At 47.8% G+C, this 19,829-nt stretch carries 17 protein-coding genes; 5 read left to right on the top strand and 12 right to left on the bottom strand.

From position 1 onward, the window contains the following. Positions 1 to 21: 21 nt before the first annotated feature. Positions 22 to 867: a protease complex subunit PrcB family protein gene (locus tag FN124_RS00655; RefSeq protein ID WP_185937039.1), complete on the bottom strand. Its 846-nt coding sequence runs from the start codon at positions 865 to 867 to the stop codon at positions 22 to 24. A 94-nt stretch (positions 868 to 961) separates the two neighbouring features. Beyond that, entirely contained in the window at positions 962 to 1,567 is a 606-nt protein-coding gene (locus tag FN124_RS00660) for an alpha-ketoglutarate-dependent dioxygenase AlkB family protein (protein WP_142682870.1), read from the bottom strand. Between the two features lie 54 nt (positions 1,568 to 1,621). Between FN124_RS00660 and FN124_RS00665 the strand changes: the two genes are divergently transcribed. After that, positions 1,622 to 2,356 carry a DNA-formamidopyrimidine glycosylase family protein gene (locus FN124_RS00665; RefSeq protein ID WP_142682871.1) on the top strand — a complete coding sequence of 245 codons (735 nt, stop codon included), beginning with the start codon at positions 1,622 to 1,624 and terminating at the stop codon, positions 2,354 to 2,356. Between the two features lies 1 nt (position 2,357). Here the strand turns inward: FN124_RS00665 and FN124_RS00670 are convergent, their stop codons facing one another. Further along, positions 2,358 to 3,164 (bottom strand): alpha/beta hydrolase, encoded by an 807-nt coding sequence (locus tag FN124_RS00670; protein ID WP_142682872.1) that lies wholly within the window; start codon positions 3,162 to 3,164, stop codon positions 2,358 to 2,360. Positions 3,165 to 3,289: 125 nt separating this feature from the next. On the opposite strand from FN124_RS00670, the gene FN124_RS00675 reads away from it, so the two are divergent. Next, the gene (locus tag FN124_RS00675) at positions 3,290 to 5,314 is read left to right on the top strand and encodes a beta-L-arabinofuranosidase domain-containing protein (protein ID WP_142682873.1); all 2,025 of its coding nucleotides are present in this window, start codon (positions 3,290 to 3,292) and stop codon (positions 5,312 to 5,314) included. Positions 5,315 to 5,515: 201 nt separating this feature from the next. Here the strand turns inward: FN124_RS00675 and FN124_RS00680 are convergent, their stop codons facing one another. After that, positions 5,516 to 6,019 (bottom strand): Lrp/AsnC family transcriptional regulator, encoded by a 504-nt coding sequence (locus FN124_RS00680; protein ID WP_142682874.1) that lies wholly within the window; start codon positions 6,017 to 6,019, stop codon positions 5,516 to 5,518. Positions 6,020 to 6,228: 209 nt separating this feature from the next. Between FN124_RS00680 and ppsA the strand changes: the two genes are divergently transcribed. Continuing rightward, the gene (gene ppsA, locus FN124_RS00685) at positions 6,229 to 8,643 is read left to right on the top strand and encodes a phosphoenolpyruvate synthase (protein WP_142682875.1); all 2,415 of its coding nucleotides are present in this window, start codon (positions 6,229 to 6,231) and stop codon (positions 8,641 to 8,643) included. Between the two features lie 66 nt (positions 8,644 to 8,709). Here ppsA and FN124_RS00690 read toward each other — a convergent pair whose 3' ends face one another. The 4 genes from FN124_RS00690 to FN124_RS00705 all read right to left on the bottom strand — a co-directional run bounded on the left by FN124_RS00690 (position 8,710) and on the right by FN124_RS00705 (position 13,005). Next, entirely contained in the window at positions 8,710 to 9,945 is a 1,236-nt protein-coding gene (locus FN124_RS00690) for an amidohydrolase family protein (RefSeq protein ID WP_142682876.1), read from the bottom strand. A gap of 312 nt (positions 9,946 to 10,257) precedes the next feature. Continuing rightward, the gene (locus FN124_RS00695; RefSeq protein WP_142682877.1) at positions 10,258 to 11,469 is read right to left on the bottom strand and encodes a hypothetical protein; all 1,212 of its coding nucleotides are present in this window, start codon (positions 11,467 to 11,469) and stop codon (positions 10,258 to 10,260) included. A gap of 22 nt (positions 11,470 to 11,491) precedes the next feature. Then, complete coding sequence (locus FN124_RS00700; protein WP_142682878.1) at positions 11,492 to 12,457, bottom strand: FecR domain-containing protein; 966 nt, start codon at positions 12,455 to 12,457, stop codon at positions 11,492 to 11,494. Further along, a complete protein-coding gene (locus FN124_RS00705; RefSeq protein ID WP_185937040.1) occupies positions 12,457 to 13,005 on the bottom strand; it encodes an RNA polymerase sigma-70 factor in 549 nt (182 codons plus the stop codon). The genes FN124_RS00700 and FN124_RS00705 overlap by 1 nt, the downstream gene beginning before the upstream one ends. Before the next feature lie 149 nt (positions 13,006 to 13,154). Here FN124_RS00705 and FN124_RS00710 point away from each other — a divergent pair, with 149 nt between their 5' ends. After that, positions 13,155 to 14,375: a cytochrome-c peroxidase gene (locus tag FN124_RS00710; RefSeq protein WP_185937041.1), complete on the top strand. Its 1,221-nt coding sequence runs from the start codon at positions 13,155 to 13,157 to the stop codon at positions 14,373 to 14,375. 87 nt (positions 14,376 to 14,462) lie between these two features. Beyond that, complete coding sequence (locus FN124_RS00715) at positions 14,463 to 15,002, top strand: GNAT family N-acetyltransferase (RefSeq protein WP_142682881.1); 540 nt, start codon at positions 14,463 to 14,465, stop codon at positions 15,000 to 15,002. A gap of 52 nt (positions 15,003 to 15,054) precedes the next feature. Here the strand turns inward: FN124_RS00715 and FN124_RS00720 are convergent, their stop codons facing one another. The 4 genes from FN124_RS00720 to FN124_RS00735 form a co-directional block, all read right to left on the bottom strand. Further along, positions 15,055 to 15,927, bottom strand: a complete 873-nt coding sequence (locus tag FN124_RS00720; protein WP_142682882.1) for an EamA family transporter — start codon at positions 15,925 to 15,927, stop codon at positions 15,055 to 15,057. A 324-nt stretch (positions 15,928 to 16,251) separates the two neighbouring features. Then, on the bottom strand, positions 16,252 to 17,187 hold the full coding sequence (locus FN124_RS00725; RefSeq protein ID WP_142682883.1) for an NADP-dependent oxidoreductase: 936 nt from the start codon (positions 17,185 to 17,187) through the stop codon (positions 16,252 to 16,254). Between the two features lie 131 nt (positions 17,188 to 17,318). Beyond that, positions 17,319 to 18,548: a PepSY-associated TM helix domain-containing protein gene (locus FN124_RS00730; protein ID WP_142682884.1), complete on the bottom strand. Its 1,230-nt coding sequence runs from the start codon at positions 18,546 to 18,548 to the stop codon at positions 17,319 to 17,321. A gap of 21 nt (positions 18,549 to 18,569) precedes the next feature. Continuing rightward, the gene (locus FN124_RS00735) at positions 18,570 to 19,811 is read right to left on the bottom strand and encodes a DUF4374 domain-containing protein (RefSeq protein ID WP_142682885.1); all 1,242 of its coding nucleotides are present in this window, start codon (positions 19,809 to 19,811) and stop codon (positions 18,570 to 18,572) included. Positions 19,812 to 19,829: the final 18 nt, after the last annotated feature.

Below are 19,829 nucleotides of genomic sequence, written 5' to 3' on the forward strand. Positions count from 1 at the left end.
CTTCTTTTTATGATATGTTTATCAGTCCTCCTTCAACACTACCGTATAACCGGCAGGCACATACGTTTCTGCCGTTGGCGATGTGATCACCTGCAGGTTCATACTGCCGGAAGACGGCGGAGTAAGCTTATAATGGATCTCTGCTTCATTTGCTTCCGTGAAAACAATACGGGTTACTTTAAGCGTGTAACCGGAGGTAGGCTGATTTTCTGCCGTGATCACAATACTGTTCACCTTATCATTCACCGGTGTGGAAGCAAAGCTCACCGGCCCTTTGCCGCTGTGTTCTGCCGCAGCGCTTTTATGCGCCTGTATAAACGCGGTTGCATTCTCTACCATTTTTGCAGCTTCCGCTTTGGTAATATAGGCTTTTGGACGATAGTTGCCGTTTTCCAGGGCCACCACTTTAAACTTGATCAGCGTTTGCACCGCATTCATTCCTCCGCTTACGAATGAGCTTTCATCTTTGATATTGATGAACATCATATTCACAGGATACTCGCCTGTGGATTGGATGGCTTCGTACAAGGCGATAGCAAATTGTTCCCGTGTAGCCGGTGATGCGGGATCTACATCGCGCAGCGACTCCACCCCATTAAGTGCCGCAATAATCAGGGAAGGCGCATAAGGGGCTTTATCGTTCGCCTTTTTAAAATAGTCAGTGGCTTTGGGGGCTTTAATAAAACGGACATTGTCGATGTTCAAACCAAGTCCTTTTACAATAAGATCAATGCCATTGCCAAAAGAGATCCGTGGTTTGGGCTTTGGAGCTGTCATTTCCGTACCGGCTTTACCGGTGCTGTGTACATCTCCGGGATGCAGGGTCAGGAAGAATAACGGTAATGCTACTGCCGTATATAGTTTCATAAAACAGGTGTTTAACATACTGCGAAAGTAGGGATTTGTAACAAGATGACGTGAGCGGGTGCGACATTATTCCTCAACTGTGTAATAACAGCGCCTAATAAATGATCCGGAAGGTAAGATTGAGCCGGGGTTGCAGGGGCCTGGCAGATTTAGGGATACGGTGCTCCCAGTGATGCTGCAGATCCCCTTTCATAATCAGTAAGGAGCCATTACCCAACCTGAGGGAATACTTCTGCTGATGATCTTTTTTATTCCTGAAGTCAAAGCTCCTCGCCTGCCCCAGGCTCAGGGAAGCGATACTGGGATGTTGTCCCAGCTCCTTTTCATTATCACTGTGCCAGGCCACCGAATCGTTCCCATCGCGGTAGTAGTTCAGCAACACACTGTTGAAGTTCATGTGGGTAAAGGCTTCCACCTTTTCCCTTAACGCACTCAGCACAGGCGTCCAGGGATGTGGATTGATCTGTTTCTCCGACAGGTGGTAACTTCTTTTTGCATCCCCGAACCAGGCCGTGAGCCGTGGCGTAAGCAGTACCTTGTCCTTGATGGTAAGCGTGGTTTGCTTCCAGGGCGCCGTGGCAATCAGTTCATTCATTAATGCCAGCGCAGGGCCCGCCTCCAGGAAATGAGGATAGTATTCCAGGAGCTTCTCCGGGAAACGCAGGCTTTCGTTGTCATCAAAAAAACTTAACTGCGACATATATACGGCACATAATTTAGTGAGGTTACCTATAGATAAATTTACATCAATTTTATGCCAGAAGGACCTTCGATAGTAATACTGAAAGAAGAAGTGGCCCGCTTTGCCGGGAAAAAGGTGATCAGCGCCTCGGGCAACTCAAAAACAATTGATTTCAGCCGGATAACCGGGAAAAAGGTTACCGGCTTCAAAAGCTGGGGCAAACATTTCCTTATCTGCTTCCCTGGTTTTTCGGTACGCATTCACTTCCTGATGTTTGGCACCTACCGGGTCAATGAGGCCAAAGATATGCCTGCCCGTTTGCATCTGCAGTTCGCCAACGGGGAACTGAACTTCTACACTTCTTCCATAAGGGTCATAGAAGAGCCCCTGGATGAGGTGTACGACTGGAGCGCCGATGTACTGAATGAAAACTGGGATGCTTCAAAAGCAATGGCTAAACTTAAAAAAATCCCGGGCACATTGGTTTGCGATGCCCTGTTGAACCAGGATATTTTTGCCGGTGTAGGAAATATTATTAAGAACGAAGTACTGTTCCGCATACGCGTACACCCGCAAAGCCTGGTGGGAAAGCTGCCGCTGAAAAAGCGGAAAGAACTGGTACATGAAGCCGTACAGTACAGCTACGACTTCCTCGAATGGAAAAAAGCATTTGTACTGAAAAAACACTGGCTCGCACATACGAAAAAGATATGCCCGCGTTGTAACATCCCGCTTATTAAAGCCTACCTCGGGAAAACGAACCGGAGAAGCTTTTTCTGTAATAACTGCCAGATAATTTATGCATAGGCTACTTCACGCCATTCAGCCATTGTAATGCCTTATACACTGCGTTATGCAAAATGGTAAGATGTGTTTCCTCCGGTAACGGCTCAAAGTTAACATACATGCCGGGCTTATCTTTCAGCAGCCCGCCCAGCTGCCGTGCAGGCGCTTCCATTTTCTCTCCTTCCTTTCCTACGGTAACGAATACACTGACATGCACAGCCGGTGAAGCTGCCAATAATTTCCCCGCCTGTTTCAGCAAGGATTCCTGGTCCCACCAAAGGCTGGGACTAACAATCACATAGTTGTTAAACATGGCTGGCTGCTTAAGCACTATTTCAGAAGCCAGCAATCCACCGAGCGATTGCCCTATAAGCGTACTGGTATCGTTGGTATGGAAATGCTGTTGTACATATGGTTTCAGCTCCTTATCCAGGAAGCGGATGAACTTTTCCGAACCACCCGTAGTAGGAAAATCATCTTTATCTTTTTTCACGGTAGTAGGAAAGGTAAAATCATGCTTCCGGTCTGAGTTGGCAATACCCACCAGGATAGCAGGCGGCTGCTGTTTGATCATGGTAAGGAACTGTATAATACCGGCAATATGGATAAAGTCTTCGTTTGCCGATCCATCCAGCAGGTATATCACCGGGTAACGGGTGTTCGCGGCGGCTGTATACCCATCGGGCAGGTATATATTCAAAGTACGGGTTTCATTCAGTATAGAGGAGAAAAACTGTTGTGTTTCGCCTAAAACAAAAGGAGTGGTTTGTGCCGTGGATGTGTTGATCCCTATCGTTACGATTAACAGGATCGCCAATAGAAGCCGCATCTTTTTCTTCCAAACATAAGGAAATATATGATACATTTTAAAGAAAGAATGAGTCAATGAAGATAACTACCGGTAGGAAAATAGTAATATATTGTCTGCTCACTTTGCCTCTTTACAGATCATTTATGAAACATTTTGCAATTGCTTCCACCATATTGCTGGGGCTCACCTTATATGCTACCGCTCAGAAAAAGAAAAATACGGCTGCGTTGCCGCATTGCTATAACAACCGGGCGCCGCTTCATGTCAAACCATATACCATGCTGCCTTTGGGCGCCATTACTCCCCAGGGATGGCTGCGTACTGTGCTGGTACAGCAAAAGAACGGCGCCACCGGCCGGCTGGATAAACTATACCCGCTGGTGATGAACCATCGCAACGGATGGCTGGGCGGCGACGGAGACCAGTGGGAACGCGGTCCTTACTGGATTGACGGATTGCTTCCACTGGCTTACCTGCTGAAAGATGAGGCATTGATCGAGAAAGTAAAGCCATGGGTGGAATGGTCTATTAAAAGCCAGCAACCTGATGGTTATTTCGGTCCGGCAAAAGACTACCCCTACGAAGCGGGCGTACAGCGTGATAACAGCCACGACTGGTGGCCCAAGATGGTAATGCTGAAAGTACTGAAGCAATACTACGATGCCACGGCTGATCCCCGGATCATTAAACTGATGACGAATTACTTCCGCTACCAGCTGAAAGAGCTGCCACAAAAACCGCTGGACCACTGGAGCTTCTGGGCAAAGTACCGTGCAGGCGATAACCTGGCGGTAGTGTACTGGTTGTATAATATTACAGGAGATGCATTCCTGCTGGATCTTGCAGAGCTGATCCACAAACAGACCTTCGACTATACCAATGCATTTATGAACACCAACCTGTTATCAACAACAGGCAGCATACATGGTGTAAACCTGGCGCAGGGAATAAAGGAACCCATGATCTATTTCCAGCAGCATCCGGATTCCATATACCGCATGGCTACCGCCAGGGGATTCGATAACCTCCGCACATTTAACGGGATGGCAAATGGCCTTTACGGTGGAGATGAAGCCCTGCACGGCAATAATCCCACACAGGGTTCGGAACTGTGTTCGGCAGTAGAAATGATGTTTTCGCTGGAAAGCATCCTGGAAATAAGCGGCGATGTGCGGTACGCTGATCAGCTGGAGAAGATCGCCTTTAATGTGCTGCCTTCGCAGATTACGGAAAACTTTATGGCCCGCCAGTATTTTCAGCAGTCCAACCAGGTAATGGCTACACGGCATATCCGCAATTTTGATGTGAACCACAGCGGTACTGATCTTTGCTACGGGTTGCTGTCCGGCTATCCATGCTGCACCGCCAATATGCACCAGGGGTGGCCTAAGTTTGCGCAGAACCTCTGGTATGCTACAGCAGATAGTGGCGTAGCGGCGCTGCTATATGCCCCCAGTGAAGTGAAAATATATGTAGCAGGGCAAATCCCCGTTACTGTAAAAGAAGTCACCAATTATCCTTTTGAAGAAGCCGTTACCTTTAGTATCAGCGCTCCCCAAAAAGTGAGTTTCCCTTTCCACCTGCGTATCCCGGCCTGGTGTAAGCAGGCCACCATAAAGATCAATGGAAAGGTATGGCAGCAGGCGGCTGGCAACCAGGTAGTGAAAGTGGAAAGAACCTGGCAGCAGGGTGATGTGGTGGAGCTGGCGTTGCCGATGCACATCTACCAGGAACATTGGTATGAAAATTCTTTATCAGTAGAACGCGGTCCGGTAACCTATGCACTGAAAATAGGTGAAGAAGTGACTACTGTAAAGAATGATAAAGACCCTCTGGATTATGGCGACAGCTACCAGGAGGTACGCCCTACTACCCCGTGGAACTATGCATTGATAGCCACTCCGGATGATAAACTGTCAGCACGCTTCCGCGTGGAAAAAAACGGTCATAAGAGCGCCTGGCCGTGGAACCCGGAATATATCCCCATCTCCCTGAAAACAACAGCAAAAAGGATCCCTTCCTGGAAATTATATAATGAAATGACTGGTCCTATTCCCTATAGTATAACCTATGGCATGGAAACCGGCGAAGAGGAAGAGATCACATTGGTGCCTTTTGGGTGTACCAGATTGCGCATTTCCCAGTTCCCTGTAGTGAATGGGCAGTAACAGTGCCCGGAATGGCGGAGAACTAATATGGCACTGGCTTAGGGCATGCCTGGCACATATATAAAAGGTGGACTTGATGTGGATGTCGTCTGTGGTTATTTTGGGCTTCCCTGGTAACCGCAGGCGTCACAAACTGTTGTAATACCTGTTGCTGTGAACCGCTTTAACTGCATGGTGAGGCGCTGCAGCTACTTTTTAAAATTATTTATTTTTCTGCTGCAGCTTTACGGGCAATCCTGTTTTAAGGTTCAGCTCCACTTCCTGTTTAGTTTCTGCTAAAACAAACAGGCTGCGGATCTTATAGATATTATCCAGTTTGGATAGTTTGGTGAGATTAAACAGTTCATACGCTTCCATGTCTGCCACCAGTATTTTGAGCAGGTAATCGAACTGCCCGTTCATTTTATAACATTCCATTACTTCCGGGAATGTATTGATCTTTTGTTCAAACGCCGGAAGCCGGTCCTGCCCATGTTCTTTAAGGGTTACGCTGGTCCATGCCACAAGGTTTTTGCCCAGCTTGTTCTTATTGAGCACAGCGATATAGCGTAAAATATACCCCTCTGCCTCCAAACGTTTCACTCGTTCAAATATAGAAGTAACTGACTTACCTAACCTGGCAGCAATCTCTTTATTGGTGGTCCTGGCGTCTTCCTGCAATATGTCCATTATACACATATCAATCTGGTCAGGTATGAAATTCATGGGTGATTTTTTTTCAAAAATAGCGATACTGCTACTGATTTAATGAAAAAAAGTCGGCAATGCTCCATTTTTTTAGTTTTGTTTTCGCTTTTATCTGTGTTGCCATTATTCCATTGCGGCATCATCTAACTTGCTGCTATAGAAATCTAACCACGTTTGGAAGACGACCAACGGTCCTCCACATTATTATTCATTAAACTCATTTTTACATGAGAGAGAGTATTGTACTGCCGCTTCATGCGGTAGGCATGGATGCCATTGCCTTAGTGGGCGGTAAGTCCGCTTCATTGGGCGAGATGATCGCTAATTTGTCGGAAGCAGGCGTAGCTGTTCCTTCAGGGTTTGCCATTACAACCAGGGCATACTATGATTTTATGAAGCAAAGCGGCCTGGAACAATTTATTGCAGAACAGGTAGCTACGGTAAACTTTAACGACATCATCACCCTGCGCAGGGCGGGTCAGAAAATAAGACAGGCTATCAGCAGCACCCGGTTCCCGCATGAACTGAGCGAAGAGATCATTGCCGCGTATCATGCTTTATCGCAACAATACGGGCAGGAACAAACCGATGTGGCAGTACGGTCATCTGCCACCGCGGAAGACCTTCCCGACGCCTCTTTTGCAGGTCAGCAGGAAACCTTCCTCAACGTAAGAGGACCTGCCGCCCTGATTGATGCCGTAAGAAACTGTTTCGCTTCCCTGTTTACCGACCGCGCTATCAGTTACCGTCAGAACTTCGGATACGACCATTTTAGTATAGGCTTATCAGTATGTGTACAGAAAATGGTGCGCGCCGATCTTGGCGCTTCCGGGGTGGCCTTTTCGCTCGATACCGAATCGGGCTTTAAAGAAGTGGTGGTGATCAATGGCTCTTTTGGCTTGGGAGAAATGGTAGTGCAGGGCGCAGTATCGCCTGATGAATTCATGGTATTTAAACCGTGTATGCAGCAGGGTTATACTCCTATTATCGAAAAAAAACTGGGAGTAAAAGATAAAAAAATGGTGTACGGCGAAAGCAGTGATGAAAGAACAAAGATCATCCCGGTAGAAAAAAAGCAACAGCAGCATTTTTGTTTGAACGATGCGCAGATCATGCAACTGGCCACCTGGGTGCGATGCATAGAAAGTTATTATTCAGAAAAGAAAGGCCGCTGGTGCCCCATGGATGTGGAGTGGGCGGTAGACGGGCTTACCAACGACCTGTTCATTGTACAGGCAAGGCCGGAAACCATTCATTCCCGTAAAGATCATAACAAGGTAACTACCTATGCTATTGAACATAACGGCGCCCCGCCACGGCAGCTACTCAAAGGAATTGCTGTAGGCGATAAAATAGCGGCAGGCAAAGTGAACATCCTTTTTTCCCTTGATAACCGGCTCATTACCGGCAGCGAATTCAAACCGGGCGATGTACTGGTAACCGACATGACGGACCCGGACTGGGAGCCGATCATGAAAATGGCCTCCGCTATTGTGACCAATAAAGGCGGGCGTACCTGTCATGCTGCAATAGTAGCCCGCGAAATGGGCATCCCTGCTATTGTTGGCTGCGGAGATGCTACAGAAAAATTAAACGACGGGCAAAGTATCACTGTTAGCTGCGCCGAAGGCAGCGATGGTATTGTATATGAAGGGATACTCCCGTTCCGGGAAGACCAGCTGGACCTGAGCACGCTGCCTTCCATTCGTACGCCGCTGATGCTGAATGTGGGCTCTCCCGCAATGGCCTTCCAGTTTACGCACCTGCCCAATAAAGGCGTGGGACTTGCCCGCGAAGAGTTTATCATCAACAATTATATCAAAGCGCACCCGCTGGCATTATTGCATCACAAGGAACTGAACGACCCGGAATTGTCAGCGAAAATTGCGCAGCTTATTCAGGGGCATGCCAGTGAAACGGATTATTTCGTAGACAAGCTTGCTTATGGCGTAGGAAAAATTGCTGCGGCTTTTTACCCGGAAAAAGTAATTGTACGCTTCTCCGATTTCAAGAGTAACGAGTACTTCAATTTACTTGGCGGTAAATACTTTGAGCCTACGGAAGAAAACCCGATGATAGGCTGGAGAGGCGCTTCCCGTTATTATTCCCCTCAATACAAACCAGCCTTTGAACTGGAATGTAAAGCGCTTGTGAAAGTAAGGGAAACGATGGGACTGAAAAATGTAGTGGTGATGATCCCTTTCTGCCGCACCGTGGAAGAGCTGCAACTGGTACTGGCAACCATGGAAGAATTCGGGTTGTGCCGCGGGCAGCAGGGGCTGGAAGTATACCTGATGGCCGAACTGCCTTCCAATATTATGATGGCCGAAGAGTTTTCTGCATACATAGACGGATTCTCGATAGGATCCAATGATCTGACACAGCTCACACTTGGTCTCGACAGGGATTCTTCCCTGGTGGCCAATCTTTATAACGAGCGTAATCCTGCGGTGCTGCGGCTGATTGCACACCTGATTAAAGTGGCGAAACAACAAAAAGTAAAAGTGGGAATTTGCGGGCAGGGCCCGTCCGATTTTCCTGATTTTACAAAATTCCTTGTGGAGCAGGGCATAGACAGTATTTCAGTTACACCAGATGCAATCATAAAAACGGTGATGGCGATTCATGAGGCGGAAGATTAGAAAAGCAGCAACCCCTGGAACTGCGCGTAATGCGCGGTTTCAGGGGTTCTTTTTCTTCAGCCCTGTTTATTTCCTTACCACACTGCTATAAATAACTGTGCCATTCCGGATGGTATACGCCACGTCGGAAAAGTGGCGACTGTCTGCATGCGGGTCGGCTTTCAGCAGCACAATATCCGCATCCATTCCCCTGGCTATAATACCGCTGTGCTGTGCCACTCCAAACCTTTTGGCGGGAGCTGTTGTCAGGGAAGCAAGGATCTGATCAAAGCTCATTCCTGCTTCCGCCATGAGCCTGAATTCGTCGGACGTATCATAATCGGTTACATACCCTACATCTGTGCCGAATAAAATTTCACCACCTGCACCCGCATATGCACCCAGTTGCTGCACGGCGGTTGTCATTAACGGGTTCGTTAGGGGCAGTTGCTTTCTTTCCAGTTCCCATTTGTAAAGTTTCAGTGTGGGAATAAGCGCCACTTTGTGCAACAACAGCTGGTCCGTTTCGTTTTTTGTCCAGCTATGATAACCATCCGGCGCCACATGCGCAAGGATATCCACTCCCCCGGCAAGCGCAATATGCATTCCTGTATCGGCAGTAGGGTGCGCAAACACCGGCTTATGAAATTTATGCGCAGTACTGGTGGCAGCCCTTATGATGTTCATAGGCATTGGCACAATGCCGTGTCCATCCGGTGATGCAGACATGATCTTAATTCCATCTGCACCGGCCCTGATCTGCCTGGTAACATGCGCTACCGCCTCATCCGGCGTGTTCATTTCCGGCAGGGAAAGCGGCCGGATATAGAAAGGGTTGCCATGAGGAGGCACAAAGGGAGCGCCTACTGTAAGCATCGCGGGACCGTTTACTTCGCCAGACATTACCCTGGCACGAAGCGCCAGCAGGTTAGGATAGTTCAGCGCAGCCAGGTCAAATACATGTGTAAACCCACGGCTGTTGATCATGCTGTCCATTTGCCTGCTGAGCACAGCCGCCGGCTGTTTATCCGCATGATCCCATTTGGGCTCAATAAAATGCACATGGCAATTCCAGAAACCCGCCATCATCACCAGTCCTTTACAGTCTATTACTTTCATTTGTGCAGGCACTTTTACCTGTTTATCATTGCCTACTGCTGTAATTTTACCGTTCCTGATAATCACCACTCCTGATATAATAGGTAAAGTTTGAGGAGCAGTATAGATGGTAGCCCCTACCAGTGCAAGCTCCTGCTGTGTGGGAAGTTGTGCATAGGCACTACCCGAAAGAAGAGTAAGTAAATAAAGCAAGTATGTTTTCATCAGATAATTATTAGCTTTTTTACTGCGATTTTAATTATTCTGTTTTGCACACCGGTTACAAATGTTATAAAAGTATTCAAATATGTTGCAGAAAGTATGGATCGCTTTATTAAAAAAGGGCGCTCTCAAGCCGGAACACCACTGGTTGGGCACTGTTGGTGAACAGCTTTACAGGCAAATACATGATGCTGGTAAACATAGTTATTAATACAGGAAATATTGTTGGTGAGCTTTGCTGTTTTTAATAATGCAATCATCTTAGTACCTGTAGTACCATTGTATTATCAATACACACAGCCCTGAAAAAAACCATTATTCTTTATAAAAATTCAAACGATAGAAAATACCTGCCTGGAAACCGATCCATAGTTTGTTACTACGGCTCGCATCGGGAGAGAAATTATTGCTGATGGTATAAGGCGGTTTAAAATACTTTATATTGGCCAGTGCCTCGTTTTCTTCCTTGTTCAACGGAGCTGGTTTGTTGTTCCTATAATAGGTTGTTTGCAGGCTGTTCAATGCAGCGCCAACCTGTAACCGCCACTGATTGCCGATTTGCTTCTCTGCTACCAGCGATAATTTATGCAGCTGCGCCTTCACCCTTATGGGGATGTAGCCCAGGGAATCGTAACCGGCAGCTTCTATGCGGCCCGTGGTGGCTTGTGCATGCAAACGCCAGCTGCCTGGTAAACGGATGGATGTACCTACACCATACCGTAACATGGAAAAAGAGAAGTTAGTACTCCAGCAACCAATTACATAAAGGAATGGCAGTCCTGCCTGGATATTGGGATTTACATAAAAAGATTCGTCGGCCACCATACCTGCGGCGGCATATGGCTTAAACGAAAATATGGGTTCTTTGTTTTCTGTGCCACCGGCAACAGGTGTATGCCCACCTGCTGACCGCAGGCGCTCCACTAAAGTTGCTGCGAAAGATCTGCGGGGCGACCGGTAGATGTTTGCAATAGTGTCTTTAACATTCGCGGTAGCGGGGAATGGAATACGAAACCCGGCCGGTTTTACATTAGAGGAATCTACTGTTGCTTCAAACAATCCTGAATACATCGTATCCTGTTTCGTGGCAACTGACATTGATAAAAAAGTTACGGGTAAGGAGGCGGCCTGCCTGGCCGGCAGCATGGAAAGCTGCCTGTTAACAAAACGGAGGGGCTGTATTACCTTAGATGGTTTAACTGCAGCAGACGTTCTTTTAGAAACAAGAAGCGCCGGGTTATCTACAAAAATAATATGGCTTTCCAACGCGCGGTAACCCATACCAGTAGATTCACGAAGATCTCCGAGCAGCCGTGATAAGGGCTGCCGGCCTTTCTTTATATGCACCACGGTAGTGCCGGGGAATTTCCGGGTGTTCACCGAAAACCGGATACCGGCCTGTTTGCTCACCAAATGCAATAATTCATCCAGCTGCATATCCGCAGCTGGAATGCTCACTTCTTTCCGGAGATTTACCTTCGCCGTTTGCGCGGAAACCATGGTAGTGATAAAGGTGAACCACACCATTAAAGAAAATTTCGATAGCAGCCTAGTTACATCCTGCCCCGCTGATATATACCCGGTCATTCTCAAATCTGCATTGTACATTCAACGTAATTGAAATCACCTCAAAAACGTATTGTATTGGTTTATTCTCAAAAGCGCTGCTCATAGTGCAGTTCGCGAGGCGTTCATTTTCAAGTATCACTTTAATGCCGTATGCCTTTTCCAGTTGTGCCATGATCTCTTTCAAGGAAGCATCTTCAAAATTAAAGATCCTCGTGGCGTATCCCGTTTCATTAGGGTTAACGCTGTTACCCATACTGAACCGCTGCGTACTGGTATCATAGATGAGCTGTTGCCCTGTCTTTACCGTAATAGCGGTATCTCCCTTACCCACCTTTACTGCGCCGCTGCTAACCGCTACATTAATAACACCGGCCAGCTGGCGTACATTAAAGGCAGTGCCCAGTACTTCAATACGGAGATCTCCCACGGATACTATAAACGGTTTTAGCGGATCAGAAGTTACATTAAACCAGGCTTCGCCCGTTAATTGTATTTGCCGGGTCTCTTCCGGCGGGTATTTTATGGAAGAATGACTGTTCAATACCACCAGCGAGTGATCGGGCAGGGTATCGCGGTAAATGCCGGTAGTGGTTTGCCGGATAACCACAGGGGAACCCTTATGCCCGGACTGCGATGGCTGTAGCACAAAATAGAGCACAGCGGCACCCAACAGCAGCAGCAATGCAGCCGCAATGCGCCAGGCAGTTACCCGGGGCCGTTGCCTTGTTGCCTGTTCTTTGATCTCCCAGAGCAGCGCCGCTTTATCAGGCAGCTGGTAACGCGGAGTACCGGCTGCATTGTCCCACACCGCGGCTGCTTCATCGTATAACCTGCGGTGGTCCGGGTGCTGCCTGACCCAGTCATCCACCGCCATGGCTTCTTCCGGGGAAGCTTCCCCCGAAAAGTATTTGCCTAGTAACCCGTATGACAGCTCCCCGTTGCTCATTATGGTTGTAATAAAAGTAAAATAAATACTGCGGTCATTGTATCGGACAGGTTTTCCCGGAGGATCTTTAAAGCCTTTCCCACCTGGGCTTCTACGGTTTTTACAGACAATCCCATTTCCCCGGCAATTTCTGCATACTTCTTTCCTTCAAACCTGCTTTTGGTGAAGATCAGCTTACATTGCGGCGGCAGGCTTTCAATGCCTTCCATGATCCGGCGGTAAGCTTCCTTGTCAATAAGCGCATCCCGGAATTCACCAGCAGTATGATTATTGGTTGTTATATACTGCTCTTTTATTTTCTCATGTCTCTTTACATTCAGGCAATAGTGGTAGATAGCGGTATATAAATAGGATTTCACCGACTGCTGCTCATCTATGGCGGTCCTTTTCTCCCAGAGCTTCAGGAAAACCGCCTGCACTGCATCCTTCGCATCATCATTATCTTTCAGTATGGTGAAGGCATAGCGGTGCAAACCTTCAAAATACGTATGAAAGTAGGCTGCTATCTGCCCGTACAGGTCATTTTCCTTACCAATATTTTCGTCCAATACCAAACCGGTTACCGTGATTGTAGTGATAGTTCAGGAATAATACACTTCATCATTCAAATACCCTTACTTCTTCCAAAAATAATTTTTTAATGATTCTCCATAAGGGTAAAAAGACATTGATGTGTATTAATCCAAATATCTGTACCATGACGAAAACCATCAGCAAAAGAAATCTTGCATACCTGGTAGCCGGTGTAGCCATCATTCTTCTTAATACTATTTCATGTAAAAAAGAAAACAATAGCAACGAGCCCGGTCCGGGCCCGGGTGAGCACCCGGTTCCCAATAACCCCTCTGCTCCTAACCTGCCCGGAACGCTCTACGACTACGTGGGCACCCGTAATAACATGCCTCCCTATATGCAGGCATTTATGAACGCCAACCCAACACTGGACAATACTCCCGCAGGTAATCCCATTACCAATGCAGGGGCCACGCTGGGCAGGGTGCTGTTCTACGATAAGTCATTATCACTGAACAATACGAAATCCTGCAGTTCCTGTCACCACCAGGACAAAGCCTTCACTGATGGCGTAGCCCGGTCCGAAGGGTTTGAAGGAAAAGTTACCCGCAGGAACAGCATGCCGGTAGTGAATCTCCGCTTTTTCCGGCTGGCCACCATGTTCTGGGATATGCGGGCCAAAGATCTTGAAACGCAAACCCTGATGCCCATCCAGGACCACATAGAAATGGGAATGCCTTCACTGGCAGCCCTGGAAACAAAGCTAGCCGGCATCAGTTATTATCCTCCCCTGTTTAAAGCCGCTTTTGGCAGCGAGGCTGTTACCTCCGATAAAATAGCCAGGGCACTATCCCAGTTCCTGCGAAGCATTGTTTCCTTCAACTCCAGGTACGACCAGGGAGTAGCTACCCAGTTCAGCAATTTCACCCCTGCTGAGAAAAACGGGCTGCGGTTGCTGCAGGTGGATTTCTGTACCGAATGCCACAGCGATTTGTCCACCTGCCGGCCAGGACAAACTTCTTCCTTCCTTATTGTGGACAACACCGGTCTGAATACGGGGATTGGCTCCAACAACGGGCTGGAAAGCAATTATACCGATAAGGGCATTGGTGAAATTACCAATAAACCTGCCGATCAGGGGACATTTAAAATCCCCAGCCTGCGGAATGTAGCGCTCACTGCCCCGTATATGCATGACGGCCGCTTTGCCACCCTTGAAGATGCCATAGAACATTACTCCACCGGTATCAAACAAAATCCCAATATCGGGATACAATTTTCCGGAATGCAAAACGAGGGATTACTGTTTTCTGCAAAAGACAAGAGCGATATCATCGCGTTCCTTAAAACACTTACGGACCAATCGCTGGTAACAGATCCGAAATATGCGGACCCGTTTAAGTAAAAAACTGGACTACCGGTTTTGTTGAAGGTGGACTACAGGCAGCATCTGATTAAAGGATAAATTTGTATTCTCATCAAAAAACAGCAGATGAAATTCAGTATCCAGTCTATACTAGAAAACGAACAGGTAATTCTTTATCCGCTGCAGGAAGAAGATTTTGAGACGCTGTATGCCGTAGCATCGGACCCCAGAATATGGGAGCAGCATCCTAACCGGGACCGCTGGAAAAAAGATGTTTTCCGTACTTTTTTTGACGGGGCTATACAAAGCAAAGGCGCATTTAAGATCGTAGATAAACAAACGGGGGAAATTGTGGGCAGCACCCGTATGTATGACTACAACGAAACGGAAAACAGTATCCTCATCGGCTATACGTTTTATGCCACACAATATTGGGGAAAAGGCATCAACAAAGCAGTAAAAACGATGATGCTGGATTATCTTTTCCAGTTTGTTTCAAAGGTATATTTTCATATAGGCGCCAGCAATATCCGTTCGCAGATCGCCATTGGCCGTATAGGTGCAGAGAAGGTGGGAGAACAGGAAGTGGCTTATTTTGGAGAAAAGCCGAAACTGAATTTCGTGTATGCGATTGATAAGGAGAAATGGAGCCTGAACCGGCAATAATGATAAGCCAGGTGGTAATGGGAAGGGCCGGGCAAATACCCGGCCCCTGGTGTTATTTGCGGAAATAATGTGCATTCAGCAGCAGCATCGCCAGCAACATCAGCACTACGCCTGCCCACTGCAAACCATTCACCGGTTCCTGTAAAATAAAATGCGAGCATACCACCGCCACCGGTAATTCAGCGGTCATAATCACCGCACTGATACCTGCACCTATCCTGGGAATCCCTTTTGCAAACAGCAGAGGCGGAATTATAGTACCAAAAAGCGAAAGGAACAGCGCCCATTTCAGCAGGCCCGTGTTAAAGTGAGTGCTGGTCACCAGTTGCGGTGCATTCACAAGAAAAATACATAACGTGGAACCCATGATGGTCACCGCGCTTTTCTTTCCTGCATCCAGCGATTTACCTACACGGCTGTTGGCAATAATATACACCGCATATAAGAAGGCGGAGGCGCCTGCATATATCAAACCCTTTACAGGTAACCCTGTGAGGCCATTGCCCGCCAGCCCGCTGCCCATCCAGGTACCTGCCAGGATCATGGCAGTAGTGACAAGCTGTAGTAAAGAGGGTATCTTCTTAAAAAATAAAGCTTCCATCAGCAAGCCTATCCATGTGAACTGCATCAGGATCACGATAGCCACCGATGCCGGTATATAAGCCACCGATACATAATAAACAAAGCTGGTAAGACCAATACACCCGCCTGTAATCAGCAGCCAGGCCCAATCTGCGGGCTTCACAGGATGGCGTTGGCGCCTGGTGATAATATACAGCAGCCATAAAACCACCATGCCTGTAAAAGCTTGCGTAACGGATATTTCCGCGGCAGTATAGCCTTCGCGGTAGGCTAATTTTACAAAAGTAGAGAGGATACCGAAGCTGCACGCGCCGGCAAAAACCATTAATATATACCTGGTCATTATTTTCGTTTGTGTAAAAAAATAAGGGAGAATATGGGGTACACGAAAATAACCAGGCCGGTAAAATAGACTCAGTGTATGTATATAACAAAAACGATCCCTGTAACAGGAATAGCTAAAAGCCGAAGTAACGCCGGTTATTTTGCGTGCAAAACAACAACAGCGGGCGGAGGTGTGCTTAAATAAATATGGTGCATTTGTACCTGATTGTGGCTGGCAAGGTAGAATTTTTTTTTATATCTCCCTAAAAAAATAAGCAGCGCCGGCGGCCGGGCCACCGCCGGTTTCAACTGCGCTGCTGTAATAAAGAATCTTTCCTAACGGTTATACCCGTACGATAACTTTACCTACCGTTCTGCCGGTTTCTACCTGGAGATGCGCCTGCTGTATTTCCTCTAAGGGGAAAGTTTTGGAAACGATGGACCTGAGACGGCCCTGTTCCAGTAAAACAGCGATGCTGCCCATTTCCGCGCCATTGGAAGCCACCAGGATGAAGAAGCCATTGATGCCTTTGGCCTCCGCCTTTACGGTAACGGCTTCCCGCAAACCGGAAGGAATACTGATAATGGTAGCTCCGGGTTTCATTACTTCGAGCGACTGGTCAATCACATCTCCCCCGATAGTGTCCAGCACAAAATCCACATCTGACACATGCTGCACCAGCGGCTGGGTATGATAATCGATATGTTCATCGGCGCCAAGGCCAAGAATGACATCCCGGTTGGCAGCAGAAGAAGTGCCTATTACATATGCGCCAAGATTTTTAGCCAGCTGCACCGCATAATGCCCCACACCACCTGCCGCGGCATGGATCAGCACCCTGTGACCAGGTTTGATGCTGGCATGATCTACCAGCGCCTGCCAGGCAGTAAGGGCCGCCAGGGTGGCTGCCGCTGCCTCCTCATGGGAAATGTTGGCCGGCTTCAGCGCCAGGTGCGCCGCAGGCGCTGCCACATATTCCGCATAAGCGCGGCCGTGACCAGGAAAATTGACCATCCCGAACACTTCATCGTTTTCTTTGAACAACGGCGAGTTGGAAGCTACTACCACGCCTGAAATATCCCATCCCAGGATCAGCGGGTTTTCTTCCTTTAGTATATTGTACCTGCCTTTACCGGCACGGGTTTTAACATCCACCGGATTGATGCTGATGGCTTTGATCTTTACCAGCACCTCTGTTTCCGCCGGTTCCGGCACCGGCAGTTCTGTTAACACCAGGTTATCCACGCTTCCTGCGCCCTTTAAAACAACTGCTTTCATGTTCCGTTATTTATAGACACAAATTTATGTGGTAGTATCTTTATTTAACTGTACATTATTTCTATAATTCTGTACATTTAGCGGATTTCGCCGCGGAGTTTGTCTGAGTCAGACAAACTCCGCTAGGATCTTCACACAGCAGCGGTTTGTACTTTCTTTTTCGCAGCTGGCGCTGTCTTCTTTTTCCTGCCTTTGCCCCACCAGATGATAAACCCCGTAATGGGTAATGTAGCTCCGATCAGGCTGGCGAAAAATGCCATGAACTTGCCAGGCAAACCAAGAACACTGCCCACATGGATATCGTAGTTCATGCGCCGGAGCTTTGATCCGAAATCAGCTTCCGCAAAGTCCTGGTCGTACAGTTTGTTACCTGTGAGCGGCTGCAATGTGTGCTGATCAAATGTATACCGCCGAAGGTTATAATACTGTCCCTTTGCAGGATAAACGATCACCAGGATAGATGAGGTGGCTTTCGCAGTATCCGGGAAGGCCATATAAAAGCCTGCCGATTCAGGATGCTTGCCAATAGCTGTTTTCCAGGCGATATCCATTCTCTGGCCCAGGTTATCGTAATGTTTTTTACCCGCCTGCAGGGAATCGGACTTCAGCTCCGCGAATTCCGGCAGTGTTTTTCCGCCGGAGGTAGCCCAGTACAAACCTTTACTCCACCATTCCAGCCCATATACCATACCGGTAACGGCTATAGCAAAAAGTACCAGCAACGCATAAAAGCCCAGCACGTTGTGCAGGTCGTAGTTAACACGCTTGAAGCTGGCCCCCCATTTTATTTTAAAGCTTTGGTTACGGGTGCTTTTGGTCCACTTCTTTGGCCACCACAATACCATCCCGCTGATAAGCGTAATCACAAAGATCAGGGTGCTGTAGTTAACGATAGGCCGGCCAATCTTAAACGGCAGCCACAGGAAGCGATGCCCGTTGAGTATCCATCTGAAAAAACCGACTTCTCCTTCTTTACGGTTCACTTTCCTGATCACCGCACCGGTGTAAGGATCCAGCTTCAGTGTAGACCCTCCCCTCCTGCCGCCGATATTGGCTTCTACCGCCCTTCCTTCTTTGTACAGCACATATCCCACGGATTTGCCCGGGTATTCCCTGGTGGCTACCTCCATGATCTTTGAGGGAGCAATGAGCGGTTGCGCCTTTACCGCAATATTTGACTCCGGTTCCGTCCAGCCGGTAATCTCTTCGTTAAACACGTAGATGCACCCCGTCACGCAAACGATCACCACAACAATACCGGAAGCAATACCCAGCCACAGGTGCAGCCAGGCAGAGATGCGATAGAACAGCGACCGGGAACCGGGTTTCTTCCCCGTCGCTTTCTTTGAATTTATATTCATATTCCCTGTATAAAAATGATATCAATATTCTACTTTGGTGATAGCCGTAATCTTTCCGCCTTCCACTGTAAGTCCCAATGAAGCCTTAGCTGTTGCTATGTCAATTTTATATATCCAGCTTCCCGTAGTGGTATTCAGGCCTATAAAACCTGTTTTACCATCTTCAGAAAGCGTGTTATTATTATATGCAGCGGAGGTGGATGTAATCTCCGCCGGACCGCCTGTTATCCAGGTAAAGGTTTTTGTGTTTACATTAGCCAGTGCCATTTTCAGGTTCCCTTTCACTGCACCGGGGGTTTCGTACATCATTAACAGGAACACATTATCTCCCAGGTAAGTATGTGTGGAAATATGGTGACCACCGGAAGCTTCCTGTACATTAAAGAAATAGCTTTTATCGAACTCCGTTGTGCCGTTTGGAATTTTCACAATGGCAGACGGCCTGGTGGTAGTTACTACTCCCGAGTTGGTGGCAGCGGCAGAAGAGAAGCCATAGGCATCGCCGTTTTCCGATACTGATAAACCGTTGCTGAAATAGTTGCCCAGGTAACTGGTGCGGTTATCGCGGATCACTTTTTCCAGGTCCAGTTCAGGATAAGAAAATACAGCGACCCAGGTACTGTCCGGGTACGCGGTGCCAAACGCATCATTGCAGCAGCCTTTGATACTCATGTAAGGGGCAAACACTTTGTTGCCTACCTGCGTAGCCCAGGTGAAGTGAGCCCTTTCCCCGTTGGCCGCCAGCTTCACAATGTTGATGCTATCGCGGCCGGCTATCCTTGATTTCAACGCATCAATACGATACATACCGGCCGTTTCATTGGCGCCGCTCCTGGGCACTTTGATCAGCAGCAGCTCATCATTTACCCTGGTGAATACCTGTACGGTTTCTGTCTGGAATTCGGAAGATTTCACCAGTTTGCCAGCGGGACTGAACCGGTAAGTGGTCACTGCACCGGGATTTCCCTGGCCGTAAAGGAGACTGAGAAATCTTCCTTTATGCGTTATATAATAACGGTAAGAACCATCCTGCTCTTTACCATTACCCGCGGTGCTGATAGTGCCCTGGTCCAGCCTGTCTGCCGTAAGAAGAATATCCGCAATACCGGTTGTTCCTATAGGCGTTACCGTTATTACATATTTCGAAAGTCCCTGGAATTCCCCTTCTGTAAAAGTTTCATCCGGCATATCCTCCTTATCGCACGATATTCCCAGCAGTGCCATGCTGCATACGAGGAATAAAAGCTTACTGATTTTTCTCATCACGATGTATTGAAAAGT

Origin of the sequence: Chitinophaga polysaccharea (assembly GCF_902150045.1) — a bacterium.
In the GTDB taxonomy this organism is placed as follows: domain Bacteria; phylum Bacteroidota; class Bacteroidia; order Chitinophagales; family Chitinophagaceae; genus Chitinophaga; species Chitinophaga polysaccharea_A.